This window comes from Lactobacillus johnsonii (assembly GCF_013487865.1).
Lineage (GTDB): Bacteria > Bacillota > Bacilli > Lactobacillales > Lactobacillaceae > Lactobacillus > Lactobacillus johnsonii_A.
The window spans coordinates 995,175-1,013,785 of sequence record NZ_CP047409.1; the positions used below are offsets into that span (position 1 = coordinate 995,175).

Here is an 18,611-nt window from a genome sequence, read left to right on the forward strand (position 1 = left end):
AGGACGAAGAGTAAATGACTAAAAATTATAAGTTAGTAATTGATGGGGAAAAAGGACGTTTAGATAAGGTAATCGCTGAGAAAATTACAGATTTAAGTCGAACTAAGATTAAGGAATTAGTTAATGATAAAAATATTTTAGTTAATAATAAAGCTGAAAAAGTATCTTATAAAGTACAGTCTGGGGATGTAATTGATGTTACTATTCCGCCTGTTAAGCCATTATCATTAGAAGCTGAAAACTTACATCTTGATATTGTTTATGAAGATTCGGATGTGATTGTGGTTAATAAGCCTCAAGGGATGGTTGTTCATCCCTCAGCCGGCCATCCAGATCATACCTTAGTCAACGGATTACTTTATCATACACGTGATTTAGCTGATAGTCCTGAAGGGTTTCGTCCAGGGATTGTTCATCGAATTGATAAAGATACCTCTGGTTTATTAATGATAGCTAAAAATGATAAAGCACGTGAAAGCTTAGAAAAGCAATTAGCAGAAAAGATAAATAAAAGAGAATATTTGGCAATTGTTCATGGTAATTTTGAAGTTAAAAATGGCGTAATCAATGCTCCGATTGGTAGAAATCCAAATAATCGAAAGCAAATGGCGGTTAATCCAAAGGGGAAAGCTGCAGTTACACACTTTACAGTACTAGAGCAATTTAAAAATTATAGTTTAGTCAAATGTGTACTGGAAACGGGTAGAACGCATCAAATTAGAGTGCATATGAAGTACATCGGTCATCCATTAGCTGGCGATCCCTTATATGGCCCAAAGAAAACCTTGTCAGGCTATGGACAATTTTTGCATGCCAAGACTTTGGGATTTTATCAACCTTCTACGAATGAATGGTTGGAATTTTCTGCACCATTGCCAACAATTTTTGAAAAACAATTAGAGAATTTACGACAAGAAATGAAGCAATAGATTATGAAAAGATATTTAATTCTTGAAGACGGAACTGCATTTTCGGGGCACGGTTTTGGTGCTCCCATTACTGCTACAGGGGAGCTCGGTATTCAAACAAGCAATTTTGGATATCAGGAAGCAATTTCCGACCCTGCCAATTTTGGTAAGATTTTGGCTTTTACTACTCCAATGATTGGTGGAAGTGGTATTAATGCAATCGACTATGAATCAATTGATCCGAGTGTACGTGGAATAATTGCTAACGATATTGCTTTTCATATTTCTGCTAATCCAACTTTTCAAGATTTAAATGATTTTCTAAAAGAGAAAAGAATTCCAGCAATCTACGGTGTTGATACTCGCGCTTTAGTTCAAAAATTGAAGAATAAGCGGGTTATTAAAGCGTCTATTATGGATACAGATGATGCCCATGCTTTTGATCAAATAAAGGCCCTGGTTTTACCAAAAAACAAAACAGCACAAATATCTACAACGCATCCTTATGCTGCCCCAAATATTGGAAAAACTGTAGCTGTAATTGATCTTGGTTTAAAGCATTCATTACTGCGCTCCCTTTCTTTACGGAAAATTAATAGTGTGGTTTTACCATACAATGCATCGATTTACGATATTATTAATCTTCGAGCTGATGCAATTGTTATTTCTAATGGGCCAAGTAGAGTAGAAGAAGTTGCACCATTTTTAAAACCAGTATTTGATAAGTTTTACGGGAAATTACCTATTTTAGGAATTGGCTTAGGCTTTTTAGCAATTAGTAATTATTTAGACCTAGAACTCTTGGACTTAATTCCAGCCTATAATGGTAGTAATTTTCCAGTTATTGAACAAACTAATAATCGAATTTGGCAAACTGCAATGAATATTGATCAACTAGTAGTACCTGATAGTTTATCTTTGAATCTTTCACGTAAATATTTTGATTTAAGATCGGAGTTATTAGCAGGCTACAGTATCAAAAAAGATAAAGTTTTAGCAACTGCCTTTAATCCAGAAGGCTCACCAGGTAATTTTGATGCAGCCAGCATTTATGATCAGTTTTTGAATATGATGGAGTAGAGTATGCCTTTACATAATGAAATTAATAAAGTTCTTGTTATTGGAGCGGGGCCAAGTATTGTTGGAGAAGTAACAGAACTTGATATTCTTGCTAAACAAGCGTTAACGGCTTTTGAAGAAAGTAACGTACAAGTTGTATTGATTAATCCCAATCCTGCAACCGTCACAACAGATCCGCATCCTAATGTAAATGTATATCTTGAACCAATGACGTTGCCTTTTGTGAAGCGAATCGTTCGGATGGAGAAGCCAGATGCTATTATTCCGGCTTTTGGGGGCAAACCGGCTTTAAAACTTACCAGTGAATTATTAGAGTCGGGCATCTTAACCCAAATGAATATTGAGTTACTAACTATTAACAGCTTGGCATTGAGTCTATCAGCTCCTCATAATTTCTATAGTTTTCTTAAAGCAAATAAGATTGCGGTGGCCAATCAATGGCTGTTAGAAAAAGAAGAGGACTTAAGGCGAGTAATTGAACATGCTCATTTTCCTTTGCTTTTATCAAAAAAGCAGCATTATCGCCCCGATAGCATGATCTCTCTAGAAAATCTAGCTCAATTAGAACAATACTTCTTAGATGAAGAATCCGATGACCATTTTAATTGGAAAGATTATCGTTTAACTGAAGATTTATCGAATTGGGAAGAATTAATTTTTGATATTGTTCGGGATAATAATGGAAACTTTGTATTTGTAGGAAATATTGGCAGTTTAGAACCAGTTGGTATTAACTCTTCGGATTCTTTATTAGTGACGCCAATTTTAACTAGAAATAATAATCAAATTCAGCGCTTAAGAAATTGCTGTCGAAAGATTGCTAATTGTCTTAATTTACATGGAGCTTTGAGTATTCATTTTGCTGTTAAGCAAAGTGGGGAAGACTTTAATTTTAAAGTATTAAGTATTAAGCCCCGTTTGACTCAGAGTAGTCTGCTTTCTTATAGAAGTGGCGTATATTCTATTGGATATGTAACGGCCAAAATTGCACTTGGCTATAATTTAAATGAAATTACCGATCCACAATCTGGAATTTCTGCTGCTGTTGATCCCGTGCAAGATGCTTGCTTTGTAAAATTACCTTATTGGTCTTTCACAGAAGCTGGTTATAATCACTACACTCTTAATAATAAAACCACTTCCGGAGGCCAAGCTCTAGGAATTGGTCGTAACTTTGAAAGTGCATTTTTAAAGGCTCTCCAGTCAACTACTGGTTTTTCTAATAATGTTAAGACCTTTAAAAAGGAATATAAAAAAAGCGAAAAAGAATTATTGCAAGATCTATCGAAGCCTAATGAAATACACCTAATTACACTATTAGCCGCGATAGCAAAGGGAATTAATTACCACACTCTTCACCAGCTTTTACATATTCATTTAGTATTTTTGCAGAAGTTTAATCATATTTTGATTTTATTAAAGAAATTACGTAATGATGAACTTACAGCTGATTTAATGCTGAAAGTAAAGAAAAATGGTTTTTCTAATCGATTAATTGCTGAAATTACGCAGCGAGATGAAAAATCAATTGCTGATTTATGTAAAAAATGGTCAATTAAGCCTAGCTATATTGAAATTGATGGAACAGCTGGATTAATTCATCCTAATATTCAAGCTGTTTACAGTAGTTATGGAATTGAAGATGAAATAATACCACTATCTAATTCGAAAAAATGCCTTCTTTTAGGATTAAAACCATTTCAAGTATCTCTAACTGGAGAATTTGATTATATGCTCTACCATGCTGCCAAGACCTTAAAAGAGCAAGGAATTAGTCCTGTGATTATTAGTAATAATCCAGAAAGTGTGAGTGCAGCGTATGATGTATGCGATCGAATTTACTTTGAACCAATTACTTTAGAAAATATTCTTGAAGTTGCATGGAAAGAAAATATCAAAGAAGTGGTAACGCAATTTTCTGGCAAACAGATTAATGAATATCGCAGTTCACTCTTAGAACATGGGCTAACAATTTTAGGTCAGCCTAATTTGAAGGAAATTCTAAGGGAAGATCATGCAGACGAAGTATATCAGGCCGGCGTTAATCCAGTCCCAGCTCTTCAATGCGACAATGAAGAAAGCATTTTAGCTTTTGTTAAAAGAAATGGTTTTCCAGCTTTAATTGGTGGTACAAGTAACGGTAAGAAGCAAAAATCTGCTGTGGTCTTTGATTTACCAGCTTTACAAAGATATATTGCTGAAAATTCATTAGAGCATATGAATGTTTCGAAGTTTATTGAAGGTAAAAAGTATGAAGTGACTGCTATTTCTGATGGTAAAAATGTTACTATTCCCGGAATTATTGAACACTTTGAACAGACCGGCTCACATGCCAGTGACTCCATAGCTGTCTATCGTCCACAAAATTTATCAACTAATGATCAGCGTAGATTACGTGATAGTGCAATTAGTATTGCCACTAAACTTAATTTAAGAGGACCAGTTAACTTACACTTTTTACTAGCTAATGATCAAATCTATTTATTACAAATTAAAAGTTACTCTGGACACAATGTAGCTTTTCTAACTAAAGCACTAAAAAAAGATATTACAGCTATAACAATGAAAGTTTTGTTAGGAAGTACATTGTCTGAATTAGATCTTCCAAGCGATATTTGGCCATCAAACGACTTAATTCACGTTAAAATGCCCGTCTTTTCTTATTTATCATATAGTAGTGAAAATACCTTTGATTCTAAGATGAAGACCTCTGGTAGTGTGATGGGACGAGCCAAGCATTTGCCGACTGCCTTGTTTAAAGGATATGAAGGCAGTGATTTAATGATTTCAACATATGGTACTGTCTTTATTTCGGTTAAAGATTCTGAAAAACATAATGCAATTAAAATAGCTGCACGTTTTCATCAGTTAGGTTTTAAGCTTTTAGCAACTGAAGGTACTGCAAATGTATTAGCTGAAGAGGGAATAACAACAGGAATTATTGAAAAGGTTCAAGAGGGAAGCAATAGCTTACTTGAAAAGATAAAGCAGCATCGAATTAATCTAGTAATCAATGTAACCAGTTTATCCGACTCTGCTAGTCATGATGCAATTATGATTAAAGATGCAGCTTTAAGCACACATATTCCTGTTTTTTCTAGTTTACAATCAGCGCAAGATGTTTTAATAGTACTTGAAACTTTAGCAATGACTACTCAGCCTTTGTAAAATTAAATATTATTTATTATGTAAATTTAGAGACTATAGAAAAAGCGCTCATTTTGATATGAACGCTTTTTTCTATAGTCTTTTTTCTAAAATATCTTTTTCATTGGGAGTGACTTCGATTGAATTCTGACCAGTATAAATGACAAAACCAGGCTTAGCACCATTAGGTTTTTTAATTCTTTTAACTTGCACATAATCAACTGGGACGTGACTAGAATTCTTTCCTTTAGAGAAATAGGCAGCAATTTCGGCTGCTTCTTTGATATCTTCATCACTTGGATCATTGTCCTGCAAAATGACATGAGAGCCAGGCATATTTTTGACATGGAACCAGTAATCACGTTTGTCTGCCTTTTTTAAAGTTAGCCAATCATTTTGATAATTATTTTTACCAACTAATACTTTTTTACCATCACTTAGTTTGAAAGTATTCAAATTTTTTTCGCTAATCTTTTTCTTCCGGCGATGATTATGATTTTGTTCTTTTAGATAGCCTTGATTAATTAATTCATCGCTAATTGCATCAATATCTTGTGGATCAGCGTTATCAATTGCAGTTTGAATAGAATCAAAGTAATCTAAATTCTCGTTTGCTAATTTAATTTGTTCATTAACATGTTTAATTGAATTACGTAATTTTTGATAACGAGTAAAGTATTTTTGTGCATTTCTAGCAGGTGAAAGTGCGGGATCAAGTTTTATTTTTAAGGGCTTATTATTTTTATAATAATTTGGTAGATCAATACTTGTCATCCCAGCCTTTACTTCATGAAGATAAGCATTAAGTAATTCACCCTTAATTCGATATTCTTCAGAATTCTCGGCTTGATCTAATTGCTTACGTAACTTAATAATCTTCTTTTTAAGTTTTTTAAGCTCATTATTAACAATATTTTCAATTCTTTTAGATTTTTGCTTTACCCATTCACGATTAGCCTGATCACGATAAAACTCGTCTAATGTTTTATTGACATCGTCATTAGAATAAATCAAATTTAATTCTAGATGATATGGTAGGTAAGTATATACACGATCCTTATGCTTAATGGTCTGTAGCACATATCCTTTTGGCCTATTAAATTGATTAAAAAATGTCTGTAAAGAACTATATGAAAAATCGTCTTCTAAGTAACCAGTAAATTCTTTTTTATCGTCTCCGTCTAAACCATTAAATTGTCTTACAAAATCTGCTGGTTCAGGATACTTTTCCTTTAAGTCATTGAAGTTGTCAGCACAAAGATCAAAGCCATTGATTCCTGGAAGAAGAGGAGGCAGTTCATAAGGTGCATGTGGAAGTAATAAGCGTGCGCGGTTTTCATCAGGATTGATTCTTTTAAGCAAATCAATAATTTTATTATTATCCGCATTATATAAAATCACATTACTATGTCGTCCCATCAATTCTACCGATAAAATAAGCTGCATTTCATCTCCTAATTCATTTCGATTAGAAAAATGAAAGTTAACTATTCTCTCAACACCGATTTGTTCGATTTTTTGAAGAACTGATCCTTCTAAATATTTCCGCAAAACCATAACAAAAGTAGGAGCAACGTCAGGATTTGCAATTGTATCATTTGTAATATAAAAGCGTGGATTTTGAGCATTAGCAGAAATCAGCAAACGCTGATTCTTACGATCTTTCCTGAAATTTAAAACTAAATCTTGTTCAAATGGTTGGTATATTTTAGTAAGTTTTCCTCCAACCAGAGTAGGGGAGAGATCTTGCAGAAGACTATGAATAAATAAACCATCAAAAGCCATAAATATCCTCCTTTAAAACAGTATATTTAATTATACTCTTTAATCTCTTGAATTTCCTTGATAAATATATATGTGATTTTTTCACTAATATTGTTAATTTTTCACGAATCTTGTGAAAAATTAAATTATGTCTTAGAATTATTGTTGATTAGAAAAATGGGAAAATTAAGTATAGGTGGTAAATAAAATGAATGTCTTAATATTTAATAGCGTTAGTGAGAATATTAAGCGAGTGATTAATAAAAAGTGTGGATTAAACCTCTCTCAAACTCGCTTATTACTATTCTTTGATCATCATCAGAACGAGACTTTGACGATGGGAGAATTAGCACAGGCATTAAGTATATCTCTTTCGACCCTAAGTAGACAAATCAAGCAGAAAAAAACTGCTTCTTTAATTAAAGTAGAACGTTCAAAGAAGGATTCTAGCAAATCTTTAAATTTAAACAATGAAGGATTAGCTAAAGCCCAAGAATTAAAAAAAGTTCTTTCTCAAATTGAAGCACAAATTTTTTCTAGTTGGAGTGAAGAAAAAATACAGGATTTTGATAGTAAATTACAAATTATTGTTAATAACCTTGTAACAGATGAAGTATAAATCATCGATTATGTTTAAAAAACGTTGGATTTTATGATATAATTTTATTTTGATAAGTAGTATTGCAGCATGCAACTTAATGCTGCCATTTTAATTTTAAGGTAGGTTTTCACACGTGAAGATAGCACTCATTACAGATAGTACTAGTGATATAAGCCCAGAAGAAGCCAAGGCCAATGATATTACAGTAGTACCTATTCCGGTTATTATTGGAGATAAGCAATACATGGATGGGGTAGATATTACTGCAGAGAAGCTTTTTGAGCTAGAACGCGATGGAGCACCTTTTCCTAAGACTTCGCAGCCTAGTCCGGGTACTATGCTTGAATTATGCCAAAAATTGAAAAATGAAGGTTATGAAGCTATTATTGCTATTCCCTTAACATCTGGTATTTCTGGCTTTTATAACAGTTTAGTTACTTTAGCTCATAATCATCCTGAATTTAATCTTTATCCTTATGATCCAGCAATGACCGTTCGTTCAATGGGAAATCTAGTGCTAGCAGCTGCTAAAATGATTAAAAATGGTTGGGAACCTAAAGAAATTCTATCTAAGTTAGACGAAATTAGAGATACAATTGATGTTCTTTTCGTTGTAGATGATTTAAATAACTTAGTGCGCGGCGGCCGTTTGAGTAATGCGAGTGCTTTTATTGGTACCATGCTTCAAATTAAGCCACTTTTAACATTTAAAAAGGATGATTATCAAATCGTAAGTTTTGATAAAGTTCGTTCCATGAAGAGAGCTGTTAAGAAGGCTGAAAATATCACTATTGAGCGAATTAATAATTCGCCTATTAAGGATAAATTGTCATTAGCAGTTTATAATTCTAATGATTTAGAGCAGGCTACTAAGGTTAAAAATGATTTTCAAGCTGCTTTCCCTAATATGACCATTAAAATGTTCAATTTTAGTTCCGTAATTGCTACCTATTTAGGAGAAAAATCTCTTGGTATTACTTGGATGGCAGACATAGATAAAATGGACTTTAGTAAAAAATAATCATATCAAAAATAGGAGAGCTAAAGTTGCTTTCCTATTTTTTTAATAAAGTAAATTACATGAACTTAAAACGAGAGTGATTAAATGAAAAATAAGTTTTTAAAAATATTAGGACTAGTCGCTGGTATTGGTCTAGGACTGGTAATCGTTTTTCAAGTTATATTAGCTATGAACACAAGTGCTATTAAAAGTAGTAGTCCTACCGCTGTTAATTCTGCTACAAGTAATAGTAGTGACAAAGAAATTATTGCAGAAGCACTCAATACCGATTTCAAAAGCTATAAATTTAATGTAAAGAATTCACCCGGAATTCAAGCTACAAGAACTTGGACTGGGGAATATCAAAATGATCCACTTAAGGCACAAGCTAAAGTTGATAAGACATCTATGTGGCTAAATGAAGACAAAGTATATCAAAAAATGTGGGATAATACTGGTAGTCCAAAGTGGAAAGCTTCTTCTACTATGACTCCTAATAAAGTAGTTAGCCAATTCGACCCAGCAATTATTTTAAGCGGAAGTAAAGCAATTAAAGGTGATATGAAACTTAAGAAATCTGGCTCTATCTATCGCGTTAGCTACAGTGGTAATAGTCTAAAGTTCTGGAATAAGACCCACAGTAAGCTAATTAAAAAGCTTAAAGGTAATGCATCTGGATTAGATAATGAGGGAGCACTTAAAAGGTTAAAGGTTGAATATACCTTAAAAGAAAAGGGCGGCCACTTAGTCTTGACGAGCTTTTCATTCTACTTGCGTTTTGCTTATGCTGGATACGATATTTCTCAAGAGGGAACATATACAGAAATCAATGCAATTAAGGTAAGTACTCCAAAAGCATTGAGAGCTAAGACAGCCACAAAGAAGAGTCATAGAGTATACCATCCAAAAGCTGATGATAGTTTTGATATTGATATTGATTCTGGAAATTCAAATACTCAATCTAGTCAATCAAGTGAAAGTTCTTCAAGTAGTAGCCAACAATCTAGTTCATCGCAAAGTAGCAAATCAGAAGAACATAACGAGGAAAGTCAATATTCTCAAAGTCAAAGTAGTACATCAACCCAATCCTCTGATAATAAAGAATCTAGTCAACAATCACAAGCCAATAATAGTAACAACAGCTCAGATACTAACCACAATAATCAAGGACAAGCACAAAACAACCAACAATCTGCTGCTAGTCAGCAAAGTCATTAATTAAAAAACGATTTGAAAATCTTTTTTAGATCTTCAAATCGTTTTTTATGTATAAATTAATTTTTGCTTTTTATAGAATCTCGTATCAGTTTAAGAAATAGACTTGCAACATTTGATAGTTGATTTCTTGAACTCCAAATCAAACGATTATGGTCAATAATTTTAGGCTCAAGTGGTAAAAAGCATAAATTACTCTTATCTAAAGGAAGCAAATCTTTATATATCAATAGGCAATAAGGTCCCTTGTCTACGAGATACTGCAAATTATCAGGTAAGTTAAATGTAGCCACGATATTTAACTTTTGTGGCTCAGTATACCAATCTCTAAAGTTATCAGAATCAGCCGTATGTTTTGACATAATGACAGGATAATTTTGTAAATCTTCGGCAGTAACACAGGAATGATCAGCTAATGGGTGATTTTTACTTACAATCACACCATATTCATTAATTTCAGGAAGGGTCAGACTATTAAAATTTTGAGTAGTATCATATTGGCCCATTGTAATTCCAAAGTCTAATAGTCCGCGCTCAAGCTTGCTTTCAATCATGGATGAATTTCCATTAAAGAAGTGAATCTTCACTTGAGGATAGTTCTGTAAAATTTGATGGATAATATCCATTACACGTTTAGTTGCAATACTTTCTCCTGCTCCGATGTATAATTCACCAGATATAATTTGAGAGCGTTTTAGATTTTGTTGTGTTTTATTGGTCAAAGAAATTATTTCTTCTGCATGTTCCTGAAGATAATATCCTTCTTGAGTAAGAGTAATTTCCTGATGTCCACGATAAAACAAAGTTACGCCAAGTTCAGCCTCTAAATTTTTCAATTGGCGTGAAAGCGATGGTTGACTAATATGAAGAGCTTCAGCTGCCTTTGATATATTTTTTGCTTCACAAACCGCAAGAAAATATCTTAAAACTCTTAATTCCATGAAGTGTTCCTTCCTTTTTACATAAAGTATACACTTTTATTATAGGCTAAATAATGAGATTAGAGTTGAATTAATCAGAAGATTTATATCTATTTATTTTATTTAGTGCCGCTTTTTGTTTTTTTTGATCTACATGAGTATATAAATCAGTAGCTGTTGTTCCTTTCTGACCCAATTGCTGTGCTACTAACACTTGATCCTTAGTTACTTCATAAAGTTCACTAGCTAGCGTATGGCGTAACTTATGGGGAGTAAGAGGTTTCCCAAAAGCTGCAGAATACTTGTTAACCATTTTCTCAACTGCATTAGTGGTTATCCTTTTAGTCTTTCCATGCCATCTAGTTAAAAAGAAAGCAATATCTTCTTTTTCAGCATGATAATGATCGGCACGTATTTCCCTATATTTCTTTAAATAAGGAATCGTCCATTCAGCAATGGGAACACTATCTTTTTGACCACCTTTGCGTGTAACATCCAGCATAGCATCTTTTAAATTAATATTACGCATATTTACGCCAACACATTCAGAAACTCTAATTCCAGTTCCTAAAATCAATGCAATAATCGCCATATCTCGCTCGTGATTCTTTTTAAAGGCAGGTAGGGACTGCTTATTACATTTATGTATATATTCATTTTCAATAAAATCTAAGAATTGGTACTTTAAATCTCCCATATACATATGTGACTCTAAAACATGAGCTCTATAATTTAATGTCTTAGTGTCATTTAATGAATTGATTTTTAACATGACATTACGGTCAAAATATGGTTCACCATGATTATTGTCAGAAGTAATCGTTAAGAACTTATAGAGGGAGCGTAGAGCATTAATAGAACGATTAATGGTAGTTGGCGAATTTAAGCGACCTTGTTGATTTTTAGTATGTTTAAGATGATGAATGTACAGCATAACATCATTTCTTTGTAGATTTTCCAACGTCGTTACTTCAATCTCTTTATTAGAAGAAACTGAAGCAATATTATTTTGTCTTAGCCAGTCGAAAAAACGTCGAATTTCAGTTAAATATTGATAGGTTGTAGTTAATGAATGAGAAGTTCCTAGATTGTATTCCTTTACAAAATCTGGCATATTAGCCAATTCTTGCTTAATAAGTTCTAAGTATTTATTAGTTTCCAAATTATAGTCTCCTCGAACGTAGGTTTGTATAATATTATATCTTATTTATTGACCTAAAAAAAGTTTTGTTACTGTCCCCTAGCAGGAGAGAGGGGAGACAAGCTAGTATACTATGGAAAAGGCTGGTAATTAGTTATAACGCGTATGGAATTTAGATCAATTTACAACTAACAGGATCAGAACAATAAATTAATCTAAAAAGAACGGATTTTTAGTATAAATAAAGGGTATTTAAGAAAAATCATTAAGTAAAAAGCAATTATTGCTGTAAATAAGCGTAGTTTCAAAGCATGAATAATAAAATTAACTATAATGTATGAGAAGTTAAGGTTAAAATAGGAGATAAACATAAGCTGAATAAGGGTATTAAAGGAGAATAAAAAGTATTAGTTCAAAAATGATATAGTAAAATATTTAAATATCGGACTGAATTACATATGGTTAAAATAAATTTGTAGCTGTTGGGATCAAAACAAAATTTTAAAAGTTAACTTTAAAAGAAAAAACAGATCGATTTGAATGAATTAAAAATCCATATTTTATAGGATATACATCTATACCTTTCATTAAAACAATAATTTTAATGAAAGGTAATTTTAATGAAAAATCATGTATTATTGCCCTAATTTATTACTCTATGTATTACCATAATCATATTCAGTAAGAACTATAAAATCTAGCAATCCCTTATATTTCAATTATTTTCAAAATATCATAAGTTCAAGATAAAATATACTTATCCTATCTAAGCTTTTATCTGAGAATACTTGTACAACTAGCTTAAATCCACAAATAAGCTCTGGCAATAGCAAACATTTTGCATAGGACATATAACAGAAAATTTAAATCAAATCGATTAACTGCTAACCAATAATTATTTTAAAAGCCATAGAATGGCCGCCACAGCATCACAAAGTTATAGATAAGAGATAGACATAGCTATAAAAATTTTTACTTAAGCTTACAGTGAAGATTCAAAATAAAAATCCTTAACTTATATTTTTTAGTTAGTAAGAATCTAATTAACTCAGAAAAATTATTTTAGATATGTTGATAAAGATTTAACTGCCTAAAACATAATACATATAAACAAGGTACTTTTGATATATTCTATAATTTTTATATACTACTTTACATAATATATATTATACGAATTTATGCTTTTATGATTTATTAGCTCCTTTTCTCTTTACCGCTTATTTTTTCTAAATAAAAATCTCACCAAATTGAACCACTGAATACACAGTTCATTTAGTGAGATTTTAAAACATGTACTAAAAATTTTAACGACTACTCATTTTTGAAATTTAATTTTTTCCGTTTACTTAATGAAATTGTATAAACAATATTAATAGTTCCCAGAAGTAATACTGCAAACCATATAGTTTTTAAGAGAAATACTTTTTGAAGTAATGCTGACACAATGGCTCCAAATGCAAAAGCAATAACTAAAAGCATGTAGTTAACAGCTGCATTATGCTGAGATTTATCTTCACCAAAGAAATATGCACTCCAGGCAACGACAGATTTTTTTAAATTACCAGTTGTAAATGCATTATTATACCCCATACCTTCGATCTTACTAAAGGAAGCATTTTGAACAGCCAGTCCAAAGGCAATTACGGGCACGACATAATAATTCGGAACAGTTTTAGGAACAAAGCCTACTCCTAAGCAAATAAGTAAAATTGGAAATAGACAAAATACCCGCCAATAATTACTTTTTACGTATTTATGAAAAAGACCTACCAGTAATAACCCTAAAGTAAATGCAATAAATGTAGTTGCTCTATTTAACATACCAGCTATATTGTGATCCGCAAATGCTGAAGCAAAGAAGATAACATTTCCTGTTTGCCCTGCAGATAAAGTATGTCCTCGTTGAATATAAGTATAAGCATCAATAAAACCAGCTGAAAAAGTTAAGGATGTAGCTAAAATACGTGATTCTGATGGCCGATACTTATCATTAGTAAATATATTCATATTTAACCCCCGTGTTATAAGCCCAAATTAAAAACATGATCAAGGTAGACCATGTTTTTAACCGAATTAATCTTCAATCTGAATGTTCTTAATAATTACATCTTCTTTAGGCTTATCATTTGCCTTATCACGTGGAACCTTTGCAATTTCATCAACGACATCCATACCATCAATTACTTGACCAAAAACTGTATGACGACCATCTAACCATGGGGTTCCACCCTGTTTATATGCTTTTACAATTTCTTTTGGATAGCCAGCTGCATCCATTTCCTTAATCATTCGTTTAGGCACATTCTTATTTTGAACAATAAAGAATTGACTACCATTAGTATTAGGACCAGAATTAGCCATGGAAAGTGCACCACGTAAGTTAAAGAGTTTATTTGAAAACTCATCTTCAAAAGGATGTCCCCAGATACTCTCACCGCCAGTACCGTCACCCTTTGGATCACCACCTTGGATCATAAAGTCACTAATTACACGATGAAAAGTAGTATTATCATAGTAACCCTTTTTAGCTAAACGAACAAAATTTTCTACAGTCATTGGAGCATCTTTTTCAAATAATTGAACTTTAATATCTCCATGATTAGTTTTAATTACTGCTTTTGGACCTTTTACATTTTCAAGGTCTAATTGTGGATATTCCATTTTAGTCCTCCTATTTTTAATCTGTTCTAGTCTATTCTACTATTTATTACTAGACACTTCATTAATCTATTTCTTCTTTCAAATATTTTCTAATGGTATCAAGCATAATTTGCCCATATGCTTTTAATTTTGCTTGACCAACACCTGAAATATTCAAAAAGTCTGTTTTTGTTTTAGGTTTTTGAAGTGCCATATCTCTTAATGATTTATCAGAGAAAATATAAAATGCTGGTATTCCCTGCTCTTTAGCTAACTCTAAGCGTGTTTCCTTTAAACGCAAGAATAGATTATTCTCCTTTTCTGAAATTTGATTAGTAAGTTGTATTGATTTTCTGATATTTTTTGAAATCTTTTGACTTACTTGCTTTTTATCATCTAAAACGTCCCATCCTAAATTAGTTACATGAACTACAGGATATTGAGTATCTGTTAGCTCCAAGTAGTTATGACTGATTAGATAATTAATTAAGTCTAAGGCAGCCCTCTTCCCCAACTTCAAACTACCATAATTTTTAAAATTAGATGCCCGAATTTCTCGCATGCGCTGATTATTGGCACCTGTAACTACATCGGCAACTACATTTTTGCCAAAACGTCCATCAAGTTCATAAATTGTTGAAATGATTTTTTTGCTTTCTGCAGTAATATCTTTTTCAATAAATGTTCCCAAACAATTAGAACATTTGCCACATGGAGAGCAAGTCTGACCAAAATATCTGACGATAAATTGTTGTAAACATTCCGTTGTATTGACGTACTTAGTAATTGCAGCTAATTTCTGATATTGAATTTTTTGGTATTCATCATCTAAATCAGATTGTTCAATAAACCAACGATATAGTCTAATATCTTTCGGGTGATAAATTAATATTCCTTCACATGGCTCTCCGTCTCTGCCTGCTCTCCCGGCTTCTTGATAATATGATTCTAAGTTTGGAGTACTATTAGCGTGAATTACAAATCGAACATTTCTTTTATCAATTCCCATACCAAAAGCATTTGTTGCAACAATCACTTGGACCTTATCAAATTGAAAGGCATCTTGTACATCGGCTCTTTCTTTATTAGATAGCCCAGCATGATAACTCGCTGTTAAAATTCCATTTTGAGCTAAATAGTCAGTCAACTCTTCAACATTTTTTCTTGTACTCGCATACACAATCCCTGATTGATTGGGATGCTTTTTAATATAATCTAAAAGATATAAGTTAGTATTTTTAGGATTATCTACTACCTTGAAGCTCAAATTTGGTCTTGCAAATGAAGTAATAACATAATTTTCAGCCGGAATATTTAATTGATCTGCAATATCTTTCTGCACTGAAGGGGTTGCCGTTGCTGTTAAAGCTAAAATGTTAGGCTGGCTTTTAATTGACTTTACTCCCTCCATAATTTGGCGGTACGCAGGTCTAAAGTCATGGCCCCATTGAGAAATACAGTGGGCTTCATCGACTGCAACTAAAGAAATATCCAAAAAGTTTAATTGATAGCGAAAATAATCCATTGCTAGCCGCTCAGGAGTTATGTATAAAAGTTTTATTTTTCCTTCATAGGCTTGTCTCAAGATTGGATTTACTTCTTCTTGAGGAGTTGCTGAATTTAAAGCAGCAGCATTAATACCATTTTGTTTTAGCGAATCTATCTGATCTTTCATTAAGGAAATTAAAGGAGATATTACCAATGTTAGACCAGGATTAACTAATGCCGGTATCTGATAGCACATTGACTTTCCTGCTCCAGTTGGCATTACAGCTAAAACATTTTTTCCTTTAAGAACTTGCTCAATAACTCGCTCTTGTCCAGGACGAAAAGTTGTATAACCAAAAACGTTTTTTAGTACTTCTATTGATGATTTCATTTTCCTCTACTAAATAAAAAAACAAGTATGAAAGGATCATACCTGTCTTTTTCTAAATTAAACCAAATAATTAAGCTTCAAAAGCATTAGTTAAAGGAGGAACAACTTGCTTCTTTCTTGAAACAACGCCTGGTAATTTAACTTCTGAATCTGATAATTTAGCGTTAAATGCTTTTTCAAATTTAGCCTTTGATTCATCACTACCTACTACTAAAGCTTCTGAATCTGAGTCAAGAATGTTGGTAATTAAAAGCATAAACATATCGTAGCCTTCACGCTTAGAAGCTTCATCCATAGCCTTTAAGAATGCGTCTTTACGTTCTAATGCTTCTGGTAAATCAACAACGTTAATTTGGGCTACACGAACGTTGCTACCGTTTAATTCAAAACTCTTAGCATCTAAATCAATTAAGTCTTCTTCTGACTTGTCAGCAATATTAGTACCAGCTTTAAGCATCTTAAGACCATATTCCTTGTAGTCAACACCAGCAATATTTGCTAAAGATACCACAGCTTCTTTATCTTGGTCAGTAGTAGTTGGTGACTTTAAGAGTAAAGTATCTGAGATAATAGCTGAAAGCATAATTCCTGCAATATCTTGTGGAATTTCAATTTCTTTTTCGTTGTACATTTGCCACATAATGGTACTGGTACAACCAACTGGAGCTGCACGGTAGTATAAAGGATCAGCAGTATTGAAGTTCATAATACGGTGGTGATCAACTACATGAGTTACTTTAACCTTATCAATGTCAGAAACACTTTGTTGAGGTTCGTTATGGTCAACAAGCATTACTGCATCAACTTCATTTGAAGCAGTTTTAATAACACGAGGTGCAGTAAACCCAAACTTATTTAAAGCATACTTAGTTTCATCATTAGCTTCACCTAAAGCAACCGCTTCGGTATCGTAACCTAACTTATTTTGTAAGTATGAGTATGCAATTGCTGTTCCGATTGCATCTGTATCAGGATTTTGGTGACCAAAAATCAATTCTTTTGCCATTATATAGAGCTCCTTTAAAATTATATCTACCTAATTATTTTAGATTAAAAGTTAAACTTAAGCAAATCTATCACGCATTAAAAAGGCATCCTTTTGCTATAAAAAGAATGCCTTAAAACTAAATATTAACTTTAATATCCTCTAGTCTACTATCATAATCTTTTTCTTCAATAAACTTATCCCACTCTTTTAGGAAGTTGACTAGTCGAGGTATTTCACTCTTATTTTTACGATAAATAAAACAACTTTCAAAGTTTGTCTCACTCTTTGTCTTTACTGGAGATAATGTAATTTCAGCCTTGTGTGCCTTATAAAAACTCTTGGAGACATAGGTGTTATAGTCAGTTTGTTCAGCAAATTTGATTAATTGATACGGAGCAGTAAAGGTTACCGTAGTATTTAATTCATTGTTTGGAAACTCACTAGCATAAAAGCGACGAACAATTTGTGGTAAATAGTAGTCCTTAGGATAAGCAACCCATTTATGCTGAGTTGTTTTATTAAACTCATCTTCTGGATCGTGAGTTAAGAAAATAACTTCTTCAGGATAAATTTGTTTTGCCATATACTGTTTCATGTTCTTCACAGTTGAATTATGATCTGGCATGTAAAGAACTGCTAAATCTAATTGATTATTATCTAGTCTATCCCAAAGCTCTGTCCTATTATAGAAACCCACATGTAATGTTATATCAGGATATTTATGGTTGAATTTAACTAAGAATTGATCAATTACTCTTGCTTCAATAGTAGATAATATTCCTAAAGAAATAGTTCCGGTATCTGATTTAGTGTACTGCTGGATACTGTCTACGGCATTATTAACTGTTGAAAATAGTGCTTTTGCTGTCTCTTCCATCTTTAAACCAGCATCAGTTAAATATAGTTTCTTACCCATTTGGCCAAATAATGGTGACCCAACTGCTCGTTCAAGTTTTTTAATTTGTTGCGTTAAGGCCGGCTGAGTAATACCTAAAATTTGAGCTGCTTGCGTATAACTCATATTATCAATTAATTGAAGAAAGTAACGTAACGATTTCGCGGATAAAACCGCATCAGTATTTGTTTTCATAATTGAATACCTCTTATATAAATCTGGAATAATAGCTAATGAATAAGATTTTTAAATACAACTAATTATTTTCTGATAGTCCTTTATTAAAGCTTAATATTCATCTCACACTTTTTATAATAACACCTGTGCCAATAATAATAAAAAATTTTGCATAAAATGCATACTATTTTCCTATAATTCTTATTTTAATAAAAAAACTAAGGATAACAGTTAAATCATTATCCTTAGTTTTTAA

At 32.4% G+C, this 18,611-nt stretch carries 14 protein-coding genes; 6 read left to right on the plus strand and 8 right to left on the minus strand.

Features of this window, described 5'->3' with window-relative positions; translation table 11 throughout:
- Positions 1-14: 14 nt before the first annotated feature.
- From GTO82_RS04715 to GTO82_RS04725, 3 genes are read left to right on the plus strand one after another with little or no spacing between them, the layout of a single operon-like run.
- On the plus strand, positions 15-929 hold the full coding sequence (locus GTO82_RS04715) for an RluA family pseudouridine synthase (protein ID WP_180874044.1): 915 nt from the start codon (positions 15-17) through the stop codon (positions 927-929).
- Between the two features lie 3 nt (positions 930-932).
- Positions 933-1,988, plus strand: a complete 1,056-nt coding sequence (locus tag GTO82_RS04720; RefSeq protein ID WP_180874046.1) for a carbamoyl phosphate synthase small subunit — start codon at positions 933-935, stop codon at positions 1,986-1,988.
- Positions 1,989-1,991: 3 nt separating this feature from the next.
- The gene (locus GTO82_RS04725; RefSeq protein WP_004897325.1) at positions 1,992-5,156 is read left to right on the plus strand and encodes a carbamoyl phosphate synthase large subunit; all 3,165 of its coding nucleotides are present in this window, start codon (positions 1,992-1,994) and stop codon (positions 5,154-5,156) included.
- 72 nt (positions 5,157-5,228) lie between these two features.
- Here the strand turns inward: GTO82_RS04725 and GTO82_RS04730 are convergent, their stop codons facing one another.
- Positions 5,229-6,920, minus strand: coding sequence for an Rqc2 family fibronectin-binding protein (locus tag GTO82_RS04730; RefSeq protein WP_180872718.1), 1,692 nt, complete (start codon positions 6,918-6,920; stop codon positions 5,229-5,231).
- 187 nt (positions 6,921-7,107) lie between these two features.
- On the opposite strand from GTO82_RS04730, the gene GTO82_RS04735 reads away from it, so the two are divergent.
- The 3 genes from GTO82_RS04735 to GTO82_RS04745 all read left to right on the plus strand — a co-directional run bounded on the left by GTO82_RS04735 (position 7,108) and on the right by GTO82_RS04745 (position 9,718).
- Positions 7,108-7,518 carry a MarR family winged helix-turn-helix transcriptional regulator gene (locus GTO82_RS04735; protein WP_004894850.1) on the plus strand — a complete coding sequence of 137 codons (411 nt, stop codon included), beginning with the start codon at positions 7,108-7,110 and terminating at the stop codon, positions 7,516-7,518.
- A 115-nt stretch (positions 7,519-7,633) separates the two neighbouring features.
- Positions 7,634-8,521 (plus strand): DegV family protein, encoded by an 888-nt coding sequence (locus GTO82_RS04740; RefSeq protein WP_011162014.1) that lies wholly within the window; start codon positions 7,634-7,636, stop codon positions 8,519-8,521.
- An 84-nt stretch (positions 8,522-8,605) separates the two neighbouring features.
- The gene (locus GTO82_RS04745) at positions 8,606-9,718 is read left to right on the plus strand and encodes a hypothetical protein (protein WP_180872719.1); all 1,113 of its coding nucleotides are present in this window, start codon (positions 8,606-8,608) and stop codon (positions 9,716-9,718) included.
- A gap of 56 nt (positions 9,719-9,774) precedes the next feature.
- Here GTO82_RS04745 and GTO82_RS04750 read toward each other — a convergent pair whose 3' ends face one another.
- The 7 genes from GTO82_RS04750 to GTO82_RS04780 all read right to left on the minus strand — a co-directional run bounded on the left by GTO82_RS04750 (position 9,775) and on the right by GTO82_RS04780 (position 18,373).
- Entirely contained in the window at positions 9,775-10,656 is an 882-nt protein-coding gene (locus GTO82_RS04750; RefSeq protein WP_011162012.1) for a LysR family transcriptional regulator, read from the minus strand.
- Between the two features lie 70 nt (positions 10,657-10,726).
- On the minus strand, positions 10,727-11,797 hold the full coding sequence (gene xerS, locus GTO82_RS04755; protein WP_011162011.1) for a tyrosine recombinase XerS: 1,071 nt from the start codon (positions 11,795-11,797) through the stop codon (positions 10,727-10,729).
- 1,290 nt (positions 11,798-13,087) lie between these two features.
- Positions 13,088-13,783 carry a YoaK family protein gene (locus tag GTO82_RS04760; RefSeq protein ID WP_011162010.1) on the minus strand — a complete coding sequence of 232 codons (696 nt, stop codon included), beginning with the start codon at positions 13,781-13,783 and terminating at the stop codon, positions 13,088-13,090.
- A gap of 66 nt (positions 13,784-13,849) precedes the next feature.
- Positions 13,850-14,437 (minus strand): peptidylprolyl isomerase, encoded by a 588-nt coding sequence (locus tag GTO82_RS04765; RefSeq protein ID WP_004894833.1) that lies wholly within the window; start codon positions 14,435-14,437, stop codon positions 13,850-13,852.
- A 61-nt stretch (positions 14,438-14,498) separates the two neighbouring features.
- Positions 14,499-16,295 carry a DNA helicase RecQ gene (recQ, locus tag GTO82_RS04770; protein ID WP_180872720.1) on the minus strand — a complete coding sequence of 599 codons (1,797 nt, stop codon included), beginning with the start codon at positions 16,293-16,295 and terminating at the stop codon, positions 14,499-14,501.
- Between the two features lie 70 nt (positions 16,296-16,365).
- Positions 16,366-17,301, minus strand: coding sequence for a manganese-dependent inorganic pyrophosphatase (locus tag GTO82_RS04775; protein WP_004894829.1), 936 nt, complete (start codon positions 17,299-17,301; stop codon positions 16,366-16,368).
- A gap of 118 nt (positions 17,302-17,419) precedes the next feature.
- On the minus strand, positions 17,420-18,373 hold the full coding sequence (locus GTO82_RS04780) for a LysR family transcriptional regulator (RefSeq protein ID WP_004897334.1): 954 nt from the start codon (positions 18,371-18,373) through the stop codon (positions 17,420-17,422).
- Positions 18,374-18,611 lie beyond the last annotated feature (238 nt).